Genomic DNA, 21,302 nt, shown 5'->3' with positions numbered 1-21,302 from the left:
CTCAGCGGCCGATCGCGGCGCGTTGGCTGCGCCAATGCACTTGCCAGGCCTGGAACATCAGCACCGTCCACAGGTGCGTATGCCATTTGCGCTCGCCGCCGTTGAAGTCCCGCCACAGCCCGGCCACGGTGTCGGCGGCGAACACGCCGTCGCGCTCGAGCGTGGCGTGCGCCAGCAGATCGTCGGCCCAGCCGTGCAGGTCGCCACGCAACCAGGCACTGACCGGCGCGCCGAAGCCGCGCTTGCCGCGGTAGACCATCGGGTCGGGCAGATAGCGGCACAGCACGCGCTTGAGCAGGTATTTGCTGACCCCGTCGCGGTACTTCAGCGACAGCGGCAGCGACCAGGCGAACTCGGCCACCCGCCAGTCCAGCAACGGTGCGCGCGCTTCCAGCCCCACCGCCATGGTGGTGCGGTCCACCTTGCACAGCAGATCGTCGGGCAGATAGGCGGCGAAGTCGGCCAGCATCATCGCGTCGGCCGGCGTGCCGGAACCGTGCAGCGGGTCGGCCAGGCTGTAGAAACTGTCGGGCTCGGTCGCGCCCAGCACCACCGCGGCCGGATCGCGCCAGCGCGAGATGCGGTTGCGGTAGATGTCGCCGATGCCGCGTGCGCCGGCCTCGGCCACCAGCGCGGCCAGGCCGCCGGTGCGCGAGGACTCGCCGTTGCGGCGCGCCGCCAGCGCCATCAAGCGCCGCAGCGGCCCCGGCACCAGCCCGTGCATGCGCCAGTTGCGCAGTGCACGCTGGTAACGGCCGTAGCCGAAGAACAACTCGTCGCCGCCATCGCCGGACAGCGCCACCGTCACCCCGCCGCGCGCCAGCCGTGCGACCAGCGCGGTCGGCACCTGCGAGGCATCGGCGAAGGGCTCGTCGAACATGTCCGGCAGGGTCGGCACCACCGCCAGCGCGTCGGCGCCGCTGACATACAGCTCGGTGTGGTCGGTGTGCAGATGCGTGGCCACTTCGCGCGCCAGTGGCGCCTCGTCGTGATGCGAACCTTCGAAGCCGATGCTGAAGGTATGCACCGGCTGGGCGCTCTGCGCCTGCATCATCGCGGTGACGATCGACGAATCGGTGCCGCCGGACAGGAACACGCCCACCGGCACGTCGGCCACCATGCGCAGCGCCACCGCATCGCGCAGCACGGCATCGAGCTGTTCCTCGGCCTGTGCATCGCTGCCGGTGAACGGCGCCGCCAGCGCGCGCTGCATCGCCTCGCGCGCGTTCCAGAACGGCTGCTGCGCCTGGTCCGGGCGATGCGCCGCCGCGCCGGCCGCCACCATCTGCGCATCCAGCCGCAGCACCCGCCCGGGCATCAACTTGAAGGTGCGCTCGTGGATGCAGGCCGGCGCCGGGATGTAGCCCAGCCGCAGCAGCAAGGTCAGCGCATTGCGATCGACCCCGTTATCGAAGTCCGGGTGCTGCCACAGCGCCTTGAGTTCGGAGCCGAACACCAGGGTGTCGCCGGCCCAGCCGTAGTACAGCGGCTTCTTGCCGACGCGGTCGCGGGCCAGATACAGGCAGTTGTCGCGCTCGTCCCACAACGCCAGCGCGAACATGCCGTTGCAGCGGGTCAGGGTGTCGTCCAGCCCCCACTCCACCACCGCCGCCAACAGCACTTCCGTATCGGAATGACCACGGAAGCGGTGCCCGAGTGCGGACAGCGCCGCGCGCAGCTGCGCGAAGTTGTAGATCTCGCCGTTGTAGGCCAGCACATAACGGCCATCGGCAGAGCGCATCGGCTGATGGCCCAGCGGCGACAGATCCAGGATGCTCAAGCGTTGATGCGCCAGCGCCACGCCGGCCTGCGCATCGCACCAGGTGCCGGCATCGTCGGGGCCGCGATGACGCAAGGCCGCGCCCATCGGCCGCACCAGCGCATCGAGTTGTTCGCCATGCATGCGTGGCGAGGCCAGCAGCAGTCCAGCCAATCCGCACATCGTCAGTGCTCCTGCCGGCAGCGCATGCCGCTCATGCCGTCACCGTGCCGGGCGCAGGCGCCGGCATTGCGATAAAACCGGGTACTGCCTGCACGCGTTGCAGCCAGGCACCGATCGCCGGCCAGCGCTCCAGATCGAAGCCGCCATCCTCGGCGCAATGGGTGTAGGCAAACAGCGCGATATCGGCGATGCCGTAATCGTTGCCGGTAAACCAGCGGTGCTGCTGCAGATGCTGTTCCACCACGGCCAGCGCCTGCTCGCCGCGGGCGCGCAGCTGCGGCAGTTCGGCGCGGCGCGCGGCATCGCGCGGCGTCCACAGGCTGATGAACCGCGCCACCGCGACATACGGCTCATGGCTGTATTGCTCGAAGAACATCCAGCTCAAGGCCTGCGCGCGCTGCCAGGCGTCGGTGGGCAGGTACGGGGTGCCTTCGGCCAACCAGAACAGGATCGCGTTGGATTCGGTCAGCACGCGGCCGTCGTCGCGCTCCACCATCGGCACCTTGCCGTTGGGATTCTTGGCCAGATACGCGGGCGTGCGGGTTTCACCGGCGGCGCTGTCGACCTCGACCCAGTGATAGCGGCTGCCCAATTGCTCCAGCAGCAGGCGCACCTTGTAGCAGTTGCCGGAACTGGACATGCCATGGACGGTCAACGGGGGACGCACGGTCGACATCAAGCTGGCTCCGCGGCAGCAACGAGGGGCTGGCAGTGTCACAGCCCCGGGGGTCTTTGCAAAGCCCTGCACCGATTCTGCAGCAAGGCGTGGCCGCGGTTGCCTGCGCTGCCGGCAGCGCGGCTCAGCGCATTGCCACCAACGCCACCGGCACACCCAGCACGGCGACCAGCATGCCCAGCACCGACAACGTCAATGCCAGCGCGCCGAAGGCCCGCGCGCGTGCGCAACCGGTCGCACCGGCAACCGCCTGGACCGCAGCGATCGACCACCACAGCCCGCCCAGCAGCAGCATCAGCACCGCCATGGCCACCTGCGCCAGCCCGGCCGGATCGTGCACAGCGGTCCGGAACAGGACGATATCGCCACCGAGCGCGACCAGCGTCGCCAGCAGGCAGACCAGCCATGGCAAGGCACTGCCCAGCAGCGCCGGCAGCAACACCGCAAACTCCGCAGTGCCGCCCATCCAGCGCAGCATCCACTGCAGCAACACGCAGCCCACCAGCGCGATGGCCAGCATGATCGCCACGGCGATGGCGTGCACCCACAACGGCTGCGGAGACACCCACATCCAGCTCGAGAGCACCAGGATCAGGCCGAACACGCACCACGCGCTCCAGTGCGCGCCGGCCTGCATGTGCAGGCGCTGCGCAACCGTGTGCGGATCGAACAGCATCCCGCCCAAGCCACCGCCGCGCCACCAGGCCAGGCATGCCAGCACCAGCACGATCAGCGCCAGCAGCGCGGCCAGCGGATAGACGAAGACGTGCATCTCCAGCGGCTGTCTGCGCGGCTGCGGCTTGAGGTCGTGATTGAAGTACAGCAGGTCGCGGGCACGCTCCATGTCGGCGGCGGCACGCTTCACGCCGCTGGCGGGAATGCGGTCGGACAGCCGCTGCCACTCACCGACGATGACGATGCGTCCTTCGTGCGTGGAGACCGTGCGCGAGAACCGGAACCACGGGTTGGCGACCACCTGCGTATCGGCTTCCACCCGCACCGCCGGGTCGACCTGCACCCGCACCGTCTGCCGCGCCAGCCGCGGGCCGCCCAGCGCCAGCGGGCTCTTGCGCGCCGCCGTGGGCAGGGCGTCCATCCATTCGCCGAGCTGGAACAGCGGAAAGCCCAGCTCGTCGCCCTCGTCGGTCGGCCACTCCAGGCGGTAGGCCTCGTGCGTGCGCACGTTCAACACATCGGTCGCGTCGATGGTCGGCACGCCGACCTGCGTCAGCGCGGTGTAGTACTGCTGCATGAATTCCAGATAGTGCTCGCCAACCGCCTGCGCACCGTTGTCGTCGAAGCTGGTCGCCACGCGCTCGCCGCGTCCCTGGCGATACGTGGTGTCCACGGTGAAGGTCGCCACACGCTGCGGCTTGCGCAGCGAGATCACGATCTCCTCGTCCACCTCGACCTGCGGCAGCGTCGGCATCGGCGATGGCACCGCCACCAGATCGCGCTGCCCGGCCACGACCGGCAGGCCGCGCACGAACGGCAACGGCCGGCGTTGCGCCAGCGGGCCCTCTTCGCGGTCGCGCGTAGCATCCACCCATACCTCGCCCTGCGGCAGGTGAGCGCGCACCACCACATGATCGAACGCGTAGGGACTGGGCAAGCGCAGATCCAGCCCGTGGCCCTTGTCGCTGCTGACCAGCACCGGCTCGGCGCGGATGCCGGCCAGCTGCAGCAGCGCGATCAACAGCGTCGCCTTGTCCTTGCAGTCGCCGTAGCGATTGCGCAGCGTCACTTCCGGCGCATGCGGCGCGTGCGAGTTCTCGCCCATGTCCAGGCCGACGTAACGGATCTCGCCCTGCACGAAGGCCACTGCACGCAGCAGCGCGCCCTGCGGGTCGTCGCGGCGCAGCTGCAGGTTCTGCACCATCCCGTCGGCAACGCGCGCGTCCTTGAACGCGTACGGATACAGCTGCGCTGCCCATGCCGCCACCGCCGCCCAGTTGCCGGCAGTGGAGACTTCGATCCGGCCATACGGATCGACATCCTCCGGGGTGTCCTTTTCCTCCTGCACGGCGGGCAGGTCGCGTGCGGCGATGTCCAATGTCGCCACATCGCCGGTGCGGCTGACGTTGCGGCTGAAACCGGGCGCAGTCACCCGCCACTGCAATCCCATGCCGGCCGGATGCCGCACGCGCACCCGGCGCTCGCCCAGCGGCACGCCGTAGCGCGCATCGAACACGTCGTAATAGCCCTTGCCGAATACCGGATTGCTGCCGGTGATGGTCACGCCGTAGTCGACCCGGTCGCCCACGCGCAGGTCCGGCAAGGTGATCGACAGCGTCAGCGCGCCATCGATCAGACCGTCTTCCAGTCCGCTTTCGCGGCGCAACCGGGCGTAGTGCGCCTGTTTGCGCATGTCGATGCGCTTGCCGTCGCGCCAGACTTCCAGGCTGTTGAGCGCCAGCTGTTGGTACTGCGGCTGGTAATCGATGGAGATCTGCCCGGCTTCGTCCAGACTTTTCGCACGCTGCACGGTGTAACTGAGGCGGCGATATGCCTGCGGCGCGGCGCCGGTCAGATCGACCTGATCGGATACCAGCTCATAGCGCAACCCGCTGGCACCGGGCACCTTGTCGGGCACCGCATCGGCGATGACCCAGGCCGGTGGCGGCGCCATGCGCGGCGCCTCGCTGGCCTGTGCCGGTGCGATCACGCTCGCAACCACCGCCAGCACGCAGCTCATCCAGAACACGCCACGCAGGCGTCGCCTCCCATCCCTGTCGATCAACACCCACTCCTCGTCAAAACGCATTGAGTCCCGTCAGCGCACGCCCGACCACCAACTGATGCACGGTCTCGGTACCCTCGTAGGTGATCACCGATTCCAGGTTCAGCGCATGCCGGATCGCCACATGCTCGGTGGTGATGCCGGCCGCGCCCAGCAGATCGCGGCACTCGCGCGCCACATCCAGGGCCATGCGGCAATTATTCCACTTTGCCAGCGAGATCTGTTCCGGCCGCAGCTGGCCGGCCTGCTTCAGCCGCCCAAGCTGCAGCGCCAGCAGCTGCGCGGTGGAAATCCGCCGCGCCATGTCGGCCAGCTTGATCTGCGCGCTCTGCGTGGCCGCCAGCGGCCGGCCGAACAGGATGCGTTGCCCGCTATAGGCCAGTGCCTCGCGCAGACAGGCCACCGCCGCACCGATCGCGCCCCAGGCGATGCCATAGCGCGCCTGATTGAGGCACCCCAGCGGCGCCTTCAGACCGGCCGCGTTCGGCAGGCGCATCTGCTCCGGCACGTACACGTTGTCCAGGAACAATCCCGAGGTCACCGATGCGCGCAGGCTCATCTTGTGTGCGATGTCCTGCGCACTGAAGCCGGCGCTGCCGGTCTCGACCAGAAAGCCGCACACGCCGTCATCGGTATGCGCCCAGATGATCGCCAGGCCGGCAATGCTGCCGTTGGTGATCCACATCTTGGCCCCGTTCAAGCGCCAGCCATCGCCCTGCCGCACCGCGCGCGTGGTCATCGCGGCCGGATCCGAGCCGCCCTGCGCTTCGCTCAGCCCGAAACAGCCGATCAGGCGGCCGGCGGCCATCTCCGGTAACCAGCGCTGGCGCTGCTCGTCGCTGCCGTAGGCATGGATCGGGTACATGCACAGCGAGGACTGCACGCTGACGAAGCTGCGCAGGCCGCTGTCGCCGCGCTCCAGTTCCTGGCAGATCAATCCGTACGCCACCGCGCCCAGGCCCGCGCCGCCATCGCGGACCGGCAGGCTGGCACCCAGCAGGCCGAGCTCGGCCAGTTCCGGTACCCATTCGCGCGGAAAGCGCCCTGCGTCGAAGGCATCGCCAATCGCCGGCAGCACCCGCGTATCGGTGAAGCGCGCCACCGCATCCTGCACTGCCCGCTCTTCGTCGGTCAGCAGCGCACGTACATCGAACAGATCATCGGGACGCACTGGCATGTCGGCTTCCGCTGCAGGAGAAGTGGCGATTATCAGCCAGTTGCCGGCCGAACATGGCGGCGACTGTTCAGCGCACAGACGTCGTCGCCAGCGCCCGAAAACGAAAAGAGCCGGCAATGCCGGCTCCTTTCTTGCCAACCAGCGATCCTGGGCGGATCGCTGCCAGCGGTTTACTGACGCGTGCTGCCCGCATCCACACGAACGCCCCTGTCACCAGCGGTCGAAGCGGTCTGGGTCACCAGCTGACCGTCGACCACCGGCAGGCGATCGCTGGCCGGCTTGTCGTTCATGCGCACGGTCTTCTCGAAACCGTCGTAGCGGTAGGTCACGTCGTAGGCCACCACGTTGTCGGCATCACCCAGCGAGATGCGCTCGCCCGGCTTGCTGTCCATGCGCATGGTGCCGGTGGTGCCGTCGGCATTGCGGTAGGTCACGTCGTAGCCGACCACGCGCGAGGACTGCGAATTGGCATTTTCGGTATGGCACTGGCGCTCGGTGCGGTCCACCACGCGGCCGCCGACATGATTGCGGTCTACACGGTTACCGACCATGCCGCCACCGACCGCACCGGCCACCGTGGCCAGCTTGCGGCCGTTGCCGCCGCCGACCTGGTTGCCGAGCAGACCGCCGATCACCGCACCGGCGACGGTGCCGCCGACATTGCCATCGCGCTCGGGCAGACGTTCCTGCACCACCACGTCGCGGCAGACTTCGCGCGGCGAGGAGCTGGTGGTGGTTTCGCGGATGGCGGCGCTGTTGACGACCTGCGCATACTGCGGCTCGCGCTCGGTGATGGGTGCAACCTTGACCACGTCGGCGTATTCCAGACCACGCGGTGCCGGCTCGCCGTTGGCGACGAAATCGCCGGACGACGGGCGATTGTTCATGAAGGCGGCCGTGGCCACGCCTCCAACCAGCAACGCACCAGCAGCGACCAGTATAGTTGTCGTATTGCTCTTCATGATCCAGCTCCGTGCGGACACGCCGCGTTGTTGACGGCGTGATTCCAGCACGCGAACCCTGAACAAAAACGCCCTCGCTCATGAACGCCGCAGTTAAGTTCAGCTAGCGGTTATTTCATGCACTTCTAACAGCCGGAGCATTCGCATGCGCAATCCCGTCACCTCGCGCGCCCTGGAGTGGGCCAGCACCCTGCGCTATCCCACCTTGTTCAAGCTGGCGGCGGCGCTGTTTCTGGTCGACCTGGTGATGCCCGATCCGATCCCGTTCCTGGACGAGCTGCTGTTCGGCCTGACCACGTTGTTGCTGGCCAACTGGAAGACGCGCAAGGCACCGCTGCCCGCGCCGGTGCGCCGCGATTGATGCAGCTGGTCGATAGCCACTGCCATCTGGATGCCGGCGAGTTCGACCACGACCGCGCCGCGGTGATCGCGCGCGCGCAGGCGGCCGGTGTCGTGCAGCAGGTGATCCCGGCGATCACCGCCGCCAGCTGGCCGGCGCTGCGCTCCGTCTGCACTCAGGCCCCCGGGTTGCACCCCGCCTACGGGCTGCACCCGATCTTTCTCGATCAGCACCGCCCCGAGCATCTGGAGCTGCTGGCCGAGTGGATCGAGCGCGAGCGGCCCTGCGCCATCGGCGAGTGCGGGCTGGACTTCTATCTGGACGGGCTGGACGCGCAGACGCAGCGCGATTATTTCGACGGACAACTGCAGCTGGCCAAGCGCTTCGAGCTGCCGCTGATCGTGCATGCGCGGCGCGCCACCGAAGAGGTCATCGCCCGCATCAAGGCCGTGGGCGGCCTACGCGGTGTGGTGCACAGCTTTGCCGGCAGCCCCGAACAGGCGCAGCAATTGTGGAAGCTGGATTTCATGATCGGCCTGGGCGGCCCGGTGACCTACCCGCGTGCCAATCGCCTGCGCGGCCTGGCTGCAACGATGCCGCTGGACTGGCTGCTGCTGGAAACCGATGCGCCGGATCAGCCCGACGCCAGCATCCGCGGCCAACGCAACGAGCCGGCCTACCTGCGCACGGTGCTGGACTGCATCGCACAGCTGCGCGGCGAGGCGGCAGAGCACATCGCCGCGCAGACCACCGCCAACGCGCGGCGGTTGTTCGGGTTGCCGGGCTGAGCGCACTGCCCGTTGCCGCATGACACGGCAACGCGCACTCACCCCGCCGAGGCAGCCTCGGCAACAGGCTTGGCAGCAGCCACCTTCGGCTTGAGCAACATCTCCAGCGCCTTGCCCACCGCGACAAACGCAAAGGTGCCGGTGATATGCGTGGCTGCGCCCAGCCCTGCCCCGCAATCCAGCTTGAGCGTGGCGTCGGCATCCAGTTGCGGGCGGATGCCGCAGACGCTGCCATCGGCCTGCGGATATTTGACGTTCTCCAGCGAGTACACCGCCGGCACGCCGAAATAGCGCTGCGGATTCTTGGGGAAGTTGAACTCGCTGCGCAGCTTCTTGCGGATCAGCGCCAGCATCGCGTCGTGTTCGGTGCGCGAGACATCGCGTACCCGCACCAGGGTGGGATCGGTGCGCCCGCCAGCGGCGCCCACCGTCAGCAAGGGCAACTTGCGTCGGCGACACCAGGCGATGGTTTCCACCTTCACCCGGAAGCTGTCGCAGGCATCGATCACCAGATCGAACGCATCGCCGAGCAGCTGTTCGATATTGCCGGCGGTGAGAAACGACTCCACCGCATCGGCTTCGATTTCCGGGTTGATCGCCACGCAGCGTTCGGCCATCGCGCGCGCCTTGTTGCGTCCGTACTGCCCAGCCAGCGCCGGCAGTTGCCGGTTGGTGTTGGACACGCACAGGTCGTCGGCGTCGATCAGGCGGATATGGCCGACGCCGGTACGCGCCAGCGCCTCGACCACCCACGAGCCCACGCCGCCCATCCCCACCACCGCCACGCGGCAGGCGGCCAGCCGCTCCACCGTGCCGACTCCGTACAGCCGGTCGATACCGGCAAAGCGTTCACGCCATTGTGCTTTCATCGGCCTATTTTACGCGCGCCGCTCAGCGCGCGCCCATCGACATGCTGATGTCCGCGTCCACCGGAGTTCCGTCCATGCCCGCCCCGCCCACCGAACAATCGCGCGCGTCCCGCTATGCCTTCCTGCTGGTGCTGGGCATCCTGATCGGGCTGGTGTGCACGGTGATGGTGGCGCGCGTGCTGCAGGCCAGACGCAACCCGGTGCCGGACAGCCTGATGCAGGTGATGGCTTACCAGCTGCGCGCCCTGCAACCCGGTGCCGGTGGCGGCTGCAATCTCACAAGGCAGCGAGCGCGACTGCAATCGTTGCGCCTGCTTGCCGACGAACTGGAGCCGGCCTTTCCGGACATCGGCGAGGACCGCCGCTTCGGCGAGCATGCCAGCGCCCTGCGCACCGTCCTGGACCAGGCACAGCGCACGCCGCCAGCCGATTGCGCCGCGCTTGCCGCAGTCAGGCCACAGATCAATGACGCCTGCGAGGCCTGTCATCGCGACTTCCGCTGACCGCCATCGCACCTCCGCATCGACGCGCATGGCAGCGGTTGTGAACAGCACGCTCGGGTTTCGTTAAGCCTGGAGTGATCCAGTTGGCAGACCGTTCACCCTGACCAACACAGGATGACGTCGCCGCGGCCCTGACCGCTTTTTCGAACCACCCCGGAGAGACCTCATGAAGACCCGACTGCTCGTCATTGGCCTGGCTGCAACCGCAACGCTGGTTGGCTGCGCCACCTCCCAGCCCCAGTACGGCAGCTACCGCGGCGACCGCGGCGACCGCGGCTACGATCAGGGCTATTCGCAGCCGCAGGCACGCTGCGTGGATTGCGGCATCGTGACCCGCATCGATGAAGTGGGCCCGACCCGCAGCGCTCCCACCGGCACCGGTGCGGTGCTCGGCGGCATCGTCGGCGCAGTGGCCGGTCGCCAGATCTCCAAGGAGACCGGTGGCAGCAAGGGCAACAAGAACGTCTCGGCCGTGGCCGGTGCCGCCGCTGGCGCGTTGGCGGGCAATGCGATCCAGAACAACGTCACCAGCGACAGCTTCGATGTGCAGGTGCGCATGGACGACGGCCGCGTCATCGTGGTGAACCAGCGCGACCTGGCTGGCGTGCGCGAAAACGCCTATGTGCGCGTGGTCAACGGCAAGGTCGTGCTGCGCTGATCGGCGCGCTTACCAGTAGCGGCCAGGAAAACCACTGCGCTCACCGTCAGGCCGGCGCAGTCGGCGCCCGGAATCGACATGCATCCACGTGTACTTCGATCTCTTCGTGCCCGCCTGACCACTGCTCGCTACGTTCGATTCGCCAGTGTTGGCGAATGACAGAAAGGCCCGGCGACGGGCCTTTCTGCTGTCTGCGCGATGGCCTGGCGTGTTGCGCCGCGCTCAGACCACCTGCACAGCATCGGCCTGCAGGCCCTTCTGTCCCTGCACCACGGTGAAGCTGACCTTCTGGCCTTCCTTGAGACTCTTGAAGCCCTGGATCTGGATCGCACGGAAGTGGACGAAGACGTCCTCGCCGTTTTCGCGACTGATGAAGCCAAAACCCTTGGCATCGTTGAACCACTTCACGACACCATTCTCGCGTTCGATATTGGACATCTCGACTGACTCCCTACGACACTGTGATGGACTGACGGTGGTGGCTGTGATTGCAAGGAGGAAGCGAGGTACAAGGATGTAGCGGATCGAACGATCTACCGCATCAGGCCACGATTCACGGTGACCGTTGCAAACAGCAGCGCTGGCAACTTAACCCGCACCAAACGAATTTTCAAGCACCTCTTGCGCAATTTTGTCAAGCCTGAAACAGGACATTTTTAAACATCATGGACATCACCGTCGTCTACTACATCCTGGCTGGCGTGTTGGTCCTGATCGGCCTTGCCGGGGTCGTCCTGCCGGCGCTACCAGGCCTGCCACTGGTGTTCGCGGGACTGCTGGTGGCCGCCTGGGCCGATGGCTTTGCCCGTGTCGGTTGGGCGGCGCTGGTGATTCTGGGCCTGATGACGGCGTTGTCGTTTGCGATCGACTTCCTCGCCACCGTGTATGGCGCCCAGCGGGTCGGTGCCAGCAAGGCGGCACTGTGGGGCTCGGTGATCGGCTCGGTCGTCGGCATCTTCTTCATGCCGATCGGCTTGTTCGTCGGCCCGTTCGCCGGCGCGTGGCTCGGCGAATACTGGCAGACCCGCAAATCCGACCAGGCCACCAAGGTCGGCTTTGGCACCTGGCTGGGCATCGTGTTCGGCACCGCGACCAAGCTGGCACTGGGCCTGTGCATGCTGGGCGTGTTCGCCATTGCCTGGTTTTTCTAGCGGATTTCCAGCGTTCACAGACGCTGATTGGGTCGGCTGATCGCCCGGACACTGACGACGCAGGCACCCACGCGATCGCGGCCAGCTATCGATTGCAGGCGTCGCCCGGATGTTATGCCACCGTGTACACACCGCGTATGCAGGCGCGACCGTTAAGCTTCGCATCTGACGCGCCTGCCTGGCGCCTTCATTCGGCCAGACTGACCATGTCCAAGCACCGCACCCGTCCCTTGATGCTGATTGCCCTGGCCGCCGCGCCGCTGGCGCACGCACAGGAAATCGCCCCTACCCCCGCCTCGCCGCAGGCCTGCACTTCCGTCACCTCGGATGCGGCACGGCTTGCCTGCTACGACCAGGCGCTGGGCTATACCCCGCAGCTGACCGCCGAGGCCGATGCCGCCGCGCAGATCGCCAAGCAGAAAGAGTCCAAGCCGCAGGACGAACGTGCCATCAGCCGCGTCGGCGATTTCTTCCGTGCCGATGGCCAGGACCAGCCCAAGGCCGAGGCGGTCGCCAATGCCGGCCGCGGTTCGTTGCTGGACCGCCGCTGGGAGCTGGCCAAGGATTCCAAGCTGGGCACCTTCCAGTTGCGCGGCTACAAGCCGGTCTACCTGCTGCCGGCGTTCTGGACCAGCGACTCCAACCGCACCCCGCAGTCGCCGAACCCGGCCAACTCGGTGTCCACCCCGCAGCAACTGGACAGCACCGAACTGAAGTTCCAGCTCAGCTTCAAGACCAAGGTGGTCGAGGATCTGTTCGGCGACAACGGCGACATCTGGATGGGCTACACCCAGAGCTCGCGCTGGCAGGCCTACAACACCGATGCCTCGCGCCCGTTCCGCGAAACCAATTACGAGCCGGAAGCGATGCTGGTGTTCCGCAACAACTACAGCCTGTTCGGCTGGAAGGGCCGCATGAGCGGCATCAGCATCAACCACATGTCCAACGGCCGCGAAGATCCGCTGTCGCGCTCCTGGAACCGGGTCATCCTCAACATCGGGCTGGATCGCGAGAACTGGGCACTGACGCTGCGGCCGTGGTTCCGTATCAAGGAAGACCGCGCCGACGACAATAATCCCGATATCGAGGATTACATGGGCCGTGGCGACGCCACCCTGGTCTACAACAAGGACGGGCATGAAGTGGCGTTGATTGCGCGGCATTCGCTGCGCGGCGGCGACCGCTCGCATGGCTCGGTGCAGCTGGATTACGGCTTCCCGATCACCAACCTGCTGCGCGGCCACGTGCAGGTGTTCGACGGCTACGGCGAAAGCCTGATCGACTACAACCACAAGGCCACCTACATTGGCCTGGGCGTGTCGTTGCTGGAGTGGTTCTAAGCACATCGCACCGCTGCGCTGAGCAACGTCGAGACCATTGAAAAGCCGGCATGCGCGCATGCCGGCTTTTTTGTGTCCGGGATTGCAGGCCTGGAGTGGTAGACGTGGCAGGCAGTCATCAGCTGGGCGCGCAGGAACCGCAGTGCATGCGTGGCACGCAGGTTCCGGACACGGCCCACGCCTACTTGGCGATGAGCGCAGCAGTTTGATAGCCGCTCCAAGTTCTGCAGCGCTGACAGCTAGGCTGCTCCGCACCCTCCGCTCATATAAAAAAAGACAGCGCAGGAGATCATCCTGCGCTGTCTTCATGAAACGGCTTTGGCAGCGATCAGACGTCGAAGAAATCGACCTTGCCATCTTTCAAGGTGTAGTACGCACCGACCACGCGAACATTGCCTGCGCGCAGCGGTTCGAGCAGCGCCGGTTCGGACGCGCCACGCAGGCGGTCGACGGTGCGCTTGACGTTGGCCTTGACCGAGGCCGCCAGCAGGTCGTCGCCGCCCTTGCTCTTGGCGGTCAGCACGGCCGGGACGATCGGCTCGATCATCGCGCCGATCGCGCCCGGGAAGAATGCGTTCTTTTCCACCACCGACACCGCCGCGGCGACCGCGCCACAGCTCTCGTGGCCCATCACTACCACCAGCGGCACGCCGAGCTGGCTGACCGCGTATTCGATCGAGCCCAATGCCGTGGTGTCGACGGTATTGCCGGCATTGCGGACGATGAACATCTCGCCTAGGCCACGGCCAAACAGCAGTTCCGGCGGCACGCGCGAATCCGAGCACGACACCAGAATCACGAACGGGGTCTGCCCCAGGGCCAGTTCCAGACGGCGCTTGCTGTCGGAAATGACCTTCTTGGGACGGTTCTCCACGAAGGCGGCATTGCCGTCACGCAGCACCTGCAATGCCTGCTCGGCATTGAGATCGGTCTTTTTCGACGGCGCCGCACCGACGGCGAACGGCAGTGACGCGGCGGCGGCCGCGATCGGCGCACAACAGGCACATTGCAGCAGTTTTCGACGGGATGCGGAATGCGACATGGACGAGCCCCTGCTCTCTGGTTGTCTGGCGATCGTACACCGCGCCAGGCGCGGCACCACGGCGCGGCACCACGGCGCGACCGGAGCTTATGTCGACACGATTTCGCGGCCCGCGCCCTTCGGTTCAGGTCCAGTCCGTCAGACCCTCGCGGCGATAGGTTTCCTGAAATGCCGGGCGGGCTTTCATTCGCTGCGCATGCGCCTGCAAGGCCGGCCAGGTATCGCTGGGCCGGGGCATGTTGCGCGACCAACGCATCATCATGGTCAGCATGAAATCGGCCGCCGACAGGGTCTGCCCGAGCAGATACGGGCCATTGGCCTGCAGGTGTGCATCGACCCGGGCCCAGGCCGCCTCCAGTCTGGCGCGTGCCTGGGATTGCGCGGCATCCGCGTGCGCGGCGCCGGCCGGCTCGTCCGGATAGAACCAGGCCCGGTACGCCGGCTGCAAGGTGTTGGCGCAGAAGAACATCCACTGGTAGTACGCCGCGCGCTCGGGAGTGCCGACTGGGGGTGCCAGCGCGGCCTGCGGATGCAGGTCGGCCAGATGCAGCACGATCGCGGCCGCCTCGGTCAGCACGTGTCCGTCGAGCACCAGCGTCGGCACCACGCCGGCCGGATTGAGCGCCAGATACTGCGGCGATTTCTGCTCGCGCCGGTCGAAGTCCAGCGGATGCAGTACGTGCGGTACATCAAGTTCGATCAACAGCCAATGCACGACCAGTGCGGCAGTGCTGGGCGCGTGGTACAGCGTGGTGGTCATGCAAACTCCTTCGTCAGTTGGTACAGGAACACAAGCAGGCGAGCTTGCGGGGTTCACAGCGATTGACATCGCTCTGCTGCGTGCAATCGAACACCTGGGCCATGCAATTGGCCCGCTGCGCCGGATTTTGGATTGCATCGCAGCTCTTTCCGCGTGGTGCAACCGCCATGCGGCAGCTGCTTTCGCTGGGCCGGTCGGCGGCGCACTGCGCGGCGCGGTGGTTGCACTGCGCGATGCAGCGCTCCATCGCCGAGGGGCCGTTGAAGCGCGTTGCGGTGTCGCTGGGCTTGAGCGGCTTTTTTTCGGCAAACGGTACTGGCGCGGTGGATTGCGGCGCATAGTTGCCGGACGGAAACAGCACGGTGGGCTGGGTCTTTTGTTGCGCTGCCAGCGGCAGGCTGGCGCACACCAGGACGGCGAGGCAGACGAGACGGAGCATTCCTGTTCTCCTGAGGGTGCCGGCATGTATACCCCGAGCATAGCCCGTTCCTGTTGGGCCGTCCCGCCACCCTAGGTGAGACACGCATGCAGGCGTTTTTTCCAGCACATAGGCAGCGCGCGAACAGCGGGCACGCGCGGCGCCCAAACTGAAAACGGCGACGCAGTGCAAGTGCGTCGCCGTTCCAGGGTTACTTATTCCACCACGACCGGAATCTTGCCGATGCGCGATTGCCATTGCCGCGGGCCGGTCTTGTGCACCGATTCGCCGGTGGAATCCACCGCCACGGTGACCGGCATGTCCTTGACCTCGAACTCGTAGATCGCTTCCATGCCCAGGTCTTCGAATGCCAGCACGCGTGCGGCCTTGATCGCCTTGGACACCAGATAGGCCGAGCCGCCGACCGCCATCAGATACACGGCCTTGTTATCGCGGATCGCCTTGATCGCCGCATCGCCGCGCTCGGACTTGCCGACCATGCCCAGCAGGCCGGTCTGCTCCAGCATCTGGCGGGTGAACTTGTCCATGCGTGTGGCGGTGGTCGGGCCGGCCGGGCCGACCACTTCATCGCGCACCGGGTCGACCGGGCCGACGTAGTAGATGAAGCGGTTGGTGAAGTCGACCGGCAAGGTTTCGCCCTTGTTGAGCATGTCGATCATGCGCTTGTGCGCAGCGTCGCGGCCGGTCAGCAGCTTGCCGTTGAGCAGCACCACCTCGCCCGGCTTGAAGCTGGCCACTTCCTCGCGGGTGATGGTGTCCAGGTTGACCCGGCGCGCGTTGGTCGGGTTGTAGGTGAGCTTGGGCCAGTCTTCCAGCGACGGCGGGTCCAGCATCACCGGGCCGCTGCCGTCCAGGGTGAAGTGCGCATGGCGGGTGGCCGCGCAGTTGGGAATCAGCGCCACCGGCAGGTTGGCCGCATGGGTCGGGTAATCCTTGACCTTGATGTCCAGTACCGTGGTCAGGCCGCCCAGGCCTTGCGCGCCGATGCCGAGCGCGTTGACCTTTTCGTAGAGCTCCAGCCGCAGCTCTTCGGCGCGATTGGAGGCACCGCGCGCCTGCAGGTCGACGATGTCGATCGGCTCCATCAGCGCTTCCTTGGCCAGCAGCATGGCCTTTTCGGCAGTGCCGCCGATGCCGATGCCGAGCATGCCCGGCGGGCACCAGCCTGCGCCCATGGTCGGCACGGTCTTGAGCACCCAGTCGACGATGGAGTCGGACGGGTTGAGCATGGCGAACTTGCTCTTGGCCTCCGAACCGCCGCCCTTGGCCGCGACGATCACTTCGACATGGTGGCCAGGCACGATCTTGGTGTTGACCACCGCCGGGGTGTTGTCGCGGGTGTTGGTGCGCTTGCCGGCCGGGTCGGCCAGCACGCTGGCGCGCAGCTTGTTGTCGGGGTGGTTGTAGGCGCGGCGCACGCCTTCGTTGACCATGTCTTCCACGCCCATGGTGGCGTCGTCCCAGCGCACCTGCATGCCGATCTCCAGGAACACGGTGACGATGCCGGTGTCCTGGCAGATCGGGCGATGGCCTTCGGCGCACATGCGCGAGTTGATCAGGATCTGCGCGATGGCATCCTTGGCCGCCGGCGACTCTTCGCGCTCGTAGGCAGCGGACAGGTTCCTGATGTAGTCGACCGGGTGGTAGTAGCTGATGTACTGCAACGCGTCGGCGACGGACTGGATGAGGTCTTCCTGCTTGATCGAGGTCACGGCTGGCTCTACGGCTGGCGGGGGCAATCCGGCCATTTTAGTCGAAACTCCCGGCGTGTCCGGGCGTTGCGTCAATCGAGGCGATTGATCGGGCCTGCGATCGCACGCGGGGGCTGCCCCCGCGGTATTGGCGCGCTACAGGCAAGCGGCCACGTTGCTTGCACGCGTGCAGTCGGCAGCGCACCCATTCCGCCGTGGGCGCGGTGCACCTCCAACACCCCGCGCCGACGCGTGGCGCTGCACACTAAGCCGATGTCAGCCTCCCGTTCCGGCGCCCCTGCGCCTGCCGCTCCCCGTACCGGCCCCACCCTGCGCGAGCGCCTGGATGCGCTGCGCAACCTGCCGCCGTTCCTGCGCCAGATCTGGCAGACCAGCCGCTGGCTGAGCGCCAGCAGCATCGGCCTGCGCGTGCTGCGCGCGTTGATGCCGGTGGCCTCGTTGTATATCGGCAAACTGATCATCGACGAGGCGATCCACCTGGTCGGTCAACCGCCGGCCTTCGACTCGCTGGCGCAGGCGCTGGGCAGCGGCCGGCTGAACCGGCTGCTGGAATTGCTGGCGCTGGAACTGGCCCTGGCGATCGGCTCGGACCTGCTCGGCCGGCTGGTCGGCTACGCCGATGCCTTGTTGTCGGAGCTGTTCAATAACGCCGCCAGCGTGCGCCTGATGGAGCATGCCGCGCAGCTGGATCTGGAGGACTTCGAAGACCCCGACCGGCAGGACAAGCTGGATCGCGCGCGGCGCCAGACCATGAACCGCATGAACCTGATGAGCCAGCTGTTTGGCCAGGTGCAGGACGCCATCACCGTGGTCAGCCTGGCCGTGGGCCTGGTGGTGTATGCGCCGTGGTTGATTCTGCTGCTGGCGATCGCGCTGATCCCGGCCTTCATCGGCGAGGCGCATTTCAATGCGCTGGGCTATTCGCTCAACTTCCAGTGGACGCCGGAGCGGCGCCAGCTTGACTACCTGCGCCAGGTCGGCGCGAGCGTCGAGACCGCCAAGGAAGTCAAGATCCTCAACCTGCACCGCTTCCTGATCGCGCGCTATCGCCGGCTGGCCGACAAGTTCTTCCAGGCCAACCGCGCGCTGGCGCGCAAGCGTGCGTTGTGGGGCGCATTGCTGGCTGCGCTGGGCACCCTGGGCTACTACATGGCCTATGGCTACATCGCCTGGCGCACCGTGCGCGGCGATTTCAGCATCGGCGATCTGACCTTCCTGGCCGGCAGTTTCCTGCGCCTGCGCCAGTTGCTCGAAGGCCTGCTGATCGGGTTCTCGCAGGTCGCCGGCCAGGCCTTGTATCTGGACGATCTGTATTCGTTCTTCAACATCGTGCCGGAGATCCGCTCGCGCCCGAACGCGCTGCTGGTGCCGCGACCGATCCGCCAGGGCTTCGTGTTCGAGGACGTGGGCTTCCGCTACCCGGATGCCGAACAGTGGACGGTGCGGCATCTGGATTTCGAACTGCGTGCCGGCGAAGTGCTGGCGCTGGTCGGCGAAAACGGCGCCGGCAAGACCACCCTGGTCAAGCTGCTGGCGCGGCTGTACGACCCGGACGAAGGCCGCATCCTGCTCGATGGCCGCGACCTGCGCGACTACGACCTGGACGATGTGCGCGCCAACCTGGGCGTGATCTTTCAGGACTTCGTGCGCTATCACCTGAGCGTGGGCGAGAACATCGGTGTCGGCCAGGTCGATGCGATGGACGATGTGCCGCGCATCCGCGCCGCTGCGCAGCGTGCGATGGCCGGCGAGCTGATCGACAGCCTGCCCGATGGCTACGACCAGCTGGTCGGACGCCGCTTCAAGAACAGCGTGGACCTGTCCGGCGGGCAATGGCAGAAGATCGCCATCGCGCGCGCCTACATGCGCGATGCGCAGCTGATGATCCTGGACGAACCCACCGCCGCCCTGGATGCGCGCAGCGAGTTCGAGGTGTTCCAGCGCTTCAAGGAGCTGTCGGACAACCGCACCGCGGTGCTGATCTCGCACCGCTTCTCCAGCGTGCGCATGGCCGACCGCATCCTGGTGCTGGCCGCGGGCCGCATCGAGGCCAACGGCACCCATGCCGAACTGATGGCCCAGGGCGGGCGCTATGCAGAGCTGTTCGAGTTGCAGGCGGCGGGGTATCGGTGAGGCCGGGATTCGGGAATAGAGATTCGGGAATCGTTAAAAGCGGCGTTCCCGGCGTCTGATCGGTGCTGAACGTCTTGCCCCGGGGGCATCCGGGATCCTTATGCAGCTGAACCGATTCCCTATTCACCATTCCCCATTCCCGGCCAAATGAGAGCCTCTCTCATTTGGCCGGCTTGAGGTAGAATTGGCAGGTACTCTTCCCACGACACTTACCGGTATGTCTTCCGCTTTCGGCGCCGAAACGGTGCTTGAGGTCCGTCACTGGACCGATGCCTACTTCAGCTTCACCACCACCCGCGATGCCGGTTTCCGCTTCGAGAACGGGCAGTTCGTGATGATCGGTCTGGAGACCGAGACACGCCCGTTGCTGCGTGCGTACTCGATCGCCAGCGCCAACTGGGAAGAACACTTGGAGTTCTTCAGCATCAAGGTGCCGGACGGTCCGCTGACCTCGCGGCTGCAGCACATCCAGCCGGGCGACAAGGTGCTGGTCGGCAAGAAGCCCACCGGCACGCTGCTGATCAGCGACCTGCACCCGGGCCGCAACCTGTATCTGCTGGGCACCGGTACCGGTCTGGCGCCGTGGTTGTCGGTGATCAAGGACCCGGAAACCTACGAGCGTTTCGACAAGGTGATCCTGACCCAGGGCGTGCGTTTCGTGCAGGATCTGGCCTATCGCGACTACTTCGAGCGCGAGCTGCCGCAGCACGAATTCCTCGGCGACATCCTGCGCGAGAAGTTGCTTTATTACCCGGCGGTGACGCGTGAGGCGTTCGCCAACCAGGGCCGTCTGACCGAGCTGATGGCCGATGGCCGCATGCAGCAGACGCTGGGGTTGCCGCCGCTGGATCCGGCCAACGACCGCTTCATGATCTGCGGCAGCCCGCAAATGCTGGCCGACCTGCGCAGCCTGCTGGATGCGCGTGACTTCCAGACCTCGCCACGCATCGGCACGCCGGGGCATTACGTGTTCGAGCGCGCCTTCGTCGAGAAGTGATGCGGCGCGCGTGAAACGCCCGCGCGATGCGGCGTTTACGCAGACCGCGACGCCGGCATGCACTGTCGTAGGAGCGCACCCGGGCGCGATGAAGCGTTCCCGATAATGCCTCATCGCGCCCAGGTGCGCTCCTACGGTTTGAGTAACGCGCCTTGCGCGATCACGCGCCCAGCGCGCGCTCGATATCTGCTGCCAGCGCTTCCGGCTTGGTGGTCGGGGCGTAACGCTCCAGCACCGTGCCATCGCGGCCGATCAGGAACTTGGTGAAATTCCACTTGATCGCTTCCGATCCCAGCACGCCGCGCTGTTCGCGCTTGAGCCATTGCCACAGCGGATGCGCGCCGCTGCCATTGACCTCGATCTTCTCGGCCAGCGGAAAATCCACCGCGTAATCGAGCGAGCAGAACTGGCGGATCTGCGCGGCATCGCCCGGCTCCTGGTGACCGAACTGGTCGCAGGGAAACCCGATCACCACCAGACCACGCTCGCGATAGCGCTGCCACAGCGCCTGCAGGCCTGCGTATTGCGGGGTAAAGCCGCATTTCGAAGCGACATTGACCACCAGCACCAACTTGCCGGCGTAGTCGCGCAGCGAGCGGGGCCGGCCTTCCAGGTCGGTGAATTCGAACGTGGAGATGTCGCTCATGGCTGCCCTGAAGTGTGCGAGGTGGGCAGCGTAACCCAGCAGCCCGCGGTGTCGCATCGCGGTTGCCGAGCGTGTCAGCCGGGAGGGGCGGTTTTCAACGAATCCGTCGCCGCAGCCAGTTGGCCCTTCCCGCTGGTCCCGGCCGCTGCCACGGCGCGCTACCGGCCAGCATCCGTCAGGCGGACCGATCGAGACCTCGCTGCCCGCCGAGCAGCCGGAATGCAGCCGAGTGGAACACGCCGCACCGCGTACTGGCAGCGCCGGTCCGGCGGCTGCGCGCGCATGGTGTCATCGGTCATGTGCCCACAAGACCAGCACCGCTCGTGCCCGCCTGATGGCGGCGCAATGACCGTGCAGCCATGCCTTTTGTCACACGCCTGTCCGGCCCGGCTGGGGTAGCCTCGGCGGTTCGCACTTTGGAGCCACC

20 protein-coding genes are annotated in these 21,302 nt (G+C 66.5%); 8 read left to right on the top strand and 12 right to left on the bottom strand.

Annotation, left to right across the window (positions count from 1 at the left end):
• Window position 1: 1 nt before the first annotated feature.
• The 5 genes from asnB to XARJCFBP2528_RS01715 form a co-directional block, all read right to left on the bottom strand.
• Window positions 2-1,942 (bottom strand): asparagine synthase (glutamine-hydrolyzing), encoded by a 1,941-nt coding sequence (gene asnB, locus XARJCFBP2528_RS01735; RefSeq protein WP_047124237.1) that lies wholly within the window; start codon window positions 1,940-1,942, stop codon window positions 2-4.
• A 31-nt stretch (window positions 1,943-1,973) separates the two neighbouring features.
• Window positions 1,974-2,618 (bottom strand): glutathione S-transferase family protein, encoded by a 645-nt coding sequence (locus XARJCFBP2528_RS01730; protein WP_047124236.1) that lies wholly within the window; start codon window positions 2,616-2,618, stop codon window positions 1,974-1,976.
• A gap of 124 nt (window positions 2,619-2,742) precedes the next feature.
• On the bottom strand, window positions 2,743-5,313 hold the full coding sequence (locus tag XARJCFBP2528_RS01725) for a DUF3857 domain-containing protein (RefSeq protein ID WP_155410699.1): 2,571 nt from the start codon (window positions 5,311-5,313) through the stop codon (window positions 2,743-2,745).
• A gap of 58 nt (window positions 5,314-5,371) precedes the next feature.
• Window positions 5,372-6,535 carry an acyl-CoA dehydrogenase family protein gene (locus tag XARJCFBP2528_RS01720; RefSeq protein ID WP_047124235.1) on the bottom strand — a complete coding sequence of 388 codons (1,164 nt, stop codon included), beginning with the start codon at window positions 6,533-6,535 and terminating at the stop codon, window positions 5,372-5,374.
• Between the two features lie 170 nt (window positions 6,536-6,705).
• On the bottom strand, window positions 6,706-7,497 hold the full coding sequence (locus tag XARJCFBP2528_RS01715; RefSeq protein WP_006451921.1) for a glycine zipper 2TM domain-containing protein: 792 nt from the start codon (window positions 7,495-7,497) through the stop codon (window positions 6,706-6,708).
• A 145-nt stretch (window positions 7,498-7,642) separates the two neighbouring features.
• Here XARJCFBP2528_RS01715 and XARJCFBP2528_RS01710 point away from each other — a divergent pair, with 145 nt between their 5' ends.
• Both XARJCFBP2528_RS01710 and XARJCFBP2528_RS01705 read left to right on the top strand, forming a co-directional pair.
• On the top strand, window positions 7,643-7,858 hold the full coding sequence (locus tag XARJCFBP2528_RS01710; RefSeq protein ID WP_039528164.1) for a DUF6116 family protein: 216 nt from the start codon (window positions 7,643-7,645) through the stop codon (window positions 7,856-7,858).
• Complete coding sequence (locus XARJCFBP2528_RS01705; RefSeq protein WP_047124234.1) at window positions 7,858-8,625, top strand: TatD family hydrolase; 768 nt, start codon at window positions 7,858-7,860, stop codon at window positions 8,623-8,625. The genes XARJCFBP2528_RS01710 and XARJCFBP2528_RS01705 overlap by 1 nt, the downstream gene beginning before the upstream one ends.
• A gap of 38 nt (window positions 8,626-8,663) precedes the next feature.
• On the opposite strand, the gene XARJCFBP2528_RS01700 is transcribed toward XARJCFBP2528_RS01705, so the two are convergent.
• Window positions 8,664-9,494 (bottom strand): tRNA threonylcarbamoyladenosine dehydratase, encoded by an 831-nt coding sequence (locus tag XARJCFBP2528_RS01700; protein ID WP_047124233.1) that lies wholly within the window; start codon window positions 9,492-9,494, stop codon window positions 8,664-8,666.
• A 74-nt stretch (window positions 9,495-9,568) separates the two neighbouring features.
• Between XARJCFBP2528_RS01700 and XARJCFBP2528_RS01695 the strand changes: the two genes are divergently transcribed.
• Together XARJCFBP2528_RS01695 and XARJCFBP2528_RS01690 are read left to right on the top strand one after the other, a co-directional pair.
• Window positions 9,569-9,997, top strand: coding sequence for a hypothetical protein (locus XARJCFBP2528_RS01695; RefSeq protein ID WP_047124232.1), 429 nt, complete (start codon window positions 9,569-9,571; stop codon window positions 9,995-9,997).
• A 166-nt stretch (window positions 9,998-10,163) separates the two neighbouring features.
• Window positions 10,164-10,655, top strand: a complete 492-nt coding sequence (locus XARJCFBP2528_RS01690; protein ID WP_047124231.1) for a glycine zipper 2TM domain-containing protein — start codon at window positions 10,164-10,166, stop codon at window positions 10,653-10,655.
• Between the two features lie 222 nt (window positions 10,656-10,877).
• Here XARJCFBP2528_RS01690 and XARJCFBP2528_RS01685 read toward each other — a convergent pair whose 3' ends face one another.
• A complete protein-coding gene (locus tag XARJCFBP2528_RS01685) occupies window positions 10,878-11,093 on the bottom strand; it encodes a cold-shock protein (protein WP_003483561.1) in 216 nt (71 codons plus the stop codon).
• Between the two features lie 227 nt (window positions 11,094-11,320).
• On the opposite strand from XARJCFBP2528_RS01685, the gene XARJCFBP2528_RS01680 reads away from it, so the two are divergent.
• Window positions 11,321-11,806, top strand: coding sequence for a DUF456 domain-containing protein (locus XARJCFBP2528_RS01680; RefSeq protein WP_047124230.1), 486 nt, complete (start codon window positions 11,321-11,323; stop codon window positions 11,804-11,806).
• A gap of 206 nt (window positions 11,807-12,012) precedes the next feature.
• The gene (locus XARJCFBP2528_RS01675; protein ID WP_016902704.1) at window positions 12,013-13,146 is read left to right on the top strand and encodes a phospholipase A; all 1,134 of its coding nucleotides are present in this window, start codon (window positions 12,013-12,015) and stop codon (window positions 13,144-13,146) included.
• Between the two features lie 328 nt (window positions 13,147-13,474).
• Here XARJCFBP2528_RS01675 and XARJCFBP2528_RS01670 read toward each other — a convergent pair whose 3' ends face one another.
• The 4 genes from XARJCFBP2528_RS01670 to XARJCFBP2528_RS01655 all read right to left on the bottom strand — a co-directional run bounded on the left by XARJCFBP2528_RS01670 (window position 13,475) and on the right by XARJCFBP2528_RS01655 (window position 17,099).
• The gene (locus XARJCFBP2528_RS01670; RefSeq protein ID WP_024938923.1) at window positions 13,475-14,113 is read right to left on the bottom strand and encodes a carbonic anhydrase; all 639 of its coding nucleotides are present in this window, start codon (window positions 14,111-14,113) and stop codon (window positions 13,475-13,477) included.
• Window positions 14,114-14,312: 199 nt separating this feature from the next.
• Window positions 14,313-14,948 carry a glutathione S-transferase family protein gene (locus XARJCFBP2528_RS01665; RefSeq protein ID WP_016902702.1) on the bottom strand — a complete coding sequence of 212 codons (636 nt, stop codon included), beginning with the start codon at window positions 14,946-14,948 and terminating at the stop codon, window positions 14,313-14,315.
• A 13-nt stretch (window positions 14,949-14,961) separates the two neighbouring features.
• Window positions 14,962-15,558, bottom strand: coding sequence for a hypothetical protein (locus tag XARJCFBP2528_RS01660; RefSeq protein WP_232618366.1), 597 nt, complete (start codon window positions 15,556-15,558; stop codon window positions 14,962-14,964).
• A gap of 23 nt (window positions 15,559-15,581) precedes the next feature.
• The gene (locus XARJCFBP2528_RS01655; protein ID WP_016902700.1) at window positions 15,582-17,099 is read right to left on the bottom strand and encodes a fumarate hydratase; all 1,518 of its coding nucleotides are present in this window, start codon (window positions 17,097-17,099) and stop codon (window positions 15,582-15,584) included.
• 252 nt (window positions 17,100-17,351) lie between these two features.
• On the opposite strand from XARJCFBP2528_RS01655, the gene XARJCFBP2528_RS01650 reads away from it, so the two are divergent.
• Both XARJCFBP2528_RS01650 and XARJCFBP2528_RS01645 read left to right on the top strand, forming a co-directional pair.
• The gene (locus tag XARJCFBP2528_RS01650) at window positions 17,352-19,232 is read left to right on the top strand and encodes an ABC transporter ATP-binding protein (RefSeq protein WP_047124229.1); all 1,881 of its coding nucleotides are present in this window, start codon (window positions 17,352-17,354) and stop codon (window positions 19,230-19,232) included.
• Between the two features lie 217 nt (window positions 19,233-19,449).
• Window positions 19,450-20,229, top strand: coding sequence for a ferredoxin--NADP reductase (locus tag XARJCFBP2528_RS01645; protein WP_016902698.1), 780 nt, complete (start codon window positions 19,450-19,452; stop codon window positions 20,227-20,229).
• A 160-nt stretch (window positions 20,230-20,389) separates the two neighbouring features.
• Here the strand turns inward: XARJCFBP2528_RS01645 and XARJCFBP2528_RS01640 are convergent, their stop codons facing one another.
• Window positions 20,390-20,875, bottom strand: coding sequence for a glutathione peroxidase (locus XARJCFBP2528_RS01640; RefSeq protein ID WP_047124228.1), 486 nt, complete (start codon window positions 20,873-20,875; stop codon window positions 20,390-20,392).
• Window positions 20,876-21,302: the final 427 nt, after the last annotated feature.

Source organism: Xanthomonas arboricola pv. juglandis (assembly GCF_001013475.1).
Lineage (GTDB): Bacteria > Pseudomonadota > Gammaproteobacteria > Xanthomonadales > Xanthomonadaceae > Xanthomonas > Xanthomonas arboricola.
Note: the sequence above shows the minus strand (reverse complement) of the source record. Positions and strands in the feature narration are given on the sequence as shown.

Excerpts from the sequence above, each read along its gene's own strand:
- XARJCFBP2528_RS01710 (WP_039528164.1), top strand. The coding sequence starts at position 7,643 with ATGCGCAATCCCGTCACCTCGCGCGCCCTGGAGTGGGCCAGCACCCTG.
- XARJCFBP2528_RS01680 (WP_047124230.1), top strand. The coding sequence starts at position 11,321 with ATGGACATCACCGTCGTCTACTACATCCTGGCTGGCGTGTTGGTCCTG.
- XARJCFBP2528_RS01685 (WP_003483561.1), bottom strand. The coding sequence starts at position 11,093 with ATGTCCAATATCGAACGCGAGAATGGTGTCGTGAAGTGGTTCAACGAT.
- XARJCFBP2528_RS01730 (WP_047124236.1), bottom strand. The coding sequence starts at position 2,618 with ATGTCGACCGTGCGTCCCCCGTTGACCGTCCATGGCATGTCCAGTTCC.
- XARJCFBP2528_RS01690 (WP_047124231.1), top strand. The coding sequence starts at position 10,164 with ATGAAGACCCGACTGCTCGTCATTGGCCTGGCTGCAACCGCAACGCTG.
- XARJCFBP2528_RS01645 (WP_016902698.1), top strand. The coding sequence starts at position 19,450 with ATGTCTTCCGCTTTCGGCGCCGAAACGGTGCTTGAGGTCCGTCACTGG.
- XARJCFBP2528_RS01725 (WP_155410699.1), bottom strand. The coding sequence starts at position 5,313 with ATGAGCTGCGTGCTGGCGGTGGTTGCGAGCGTGATCGCACCGGCACAG.
- XARJCFBP2528_RS01720 (WP_047124235.1), bottom strand. The coding sequence starts at position 6,535 with ATGCCAGTGCGTCCCGATGATCTGTTCGATGTACGTGCGCTGCTGACC.
- asnB (WP_047124237.1), bottom strand. The coding sequence starts at position 1,942 with ATGTGCGGATTGGCTGGACTGCTGCTGGCCTCGCCACGCATGCATGGC.
- XARJCFBP2528_RS01640 (WP_047124228.1), bottom strand. The coding sequence starts at position 20,875 with ATGAGCGACATCTCCACGTTCGAATTCACCGACCTGGAAGGCCGGCCC.
- XARJCFBP2528_RS01700 (WP_047124233.1), bottom strand. The coding sequence starts at position 9,494 with ATGAAAGCACAATGGCGTGAACGCTTTGCCGGTATCGACCGGCTGTAC.
- XARJCFBP2528_RS01695 (WP_047124232.1), top strand. The coding sequence starts at position 9,569 with ATGCCCGCCCCGCCCACCGAACAATCGCGCGCGTCCCGCTATGCCTTC.
- XARJCFBP2528_RS01665 (WP_016902702.1), bottom strand. The coding sequence starts at position 14,948 with ATGACCACCACGCTGTACCACGCGCCCAGCACTGCCGCACTGGTCGTG.
- XARJCFBP2528_RS01650 (WP_047124229.1), top strand. The coding sequence starts at position 17,352 with ATGTCAGCCTCCCGTTCCGGCGCCCCTGCGCCTGCCGCTCCCCGTACC.
- XARJCFBP2528_RS01675 (WP_016902704.1), top strand. The coding sequence starts at position 12,013 with ATGTCCAAGCACCGCACCCGTCCCTTGATGCTGATTGCCCTGGCCGCC.
- XARJCFBP2528_RS01705 (WP_047124234.1), top strand. The coding sequence starts at position 7,858 with ATGCAGCTGGTCGATAGCCACTGCCATCTGGATGCCGGCGAGTTCGAC.
- XARJCFBP2528_RS01715 (WP_006451921.1), bottom strand. The coding sequence starts at position 7,497 with ATGAAGAGCAATACGACAACTATACTGGTCGCTGCTGGTGCGTTGCTG.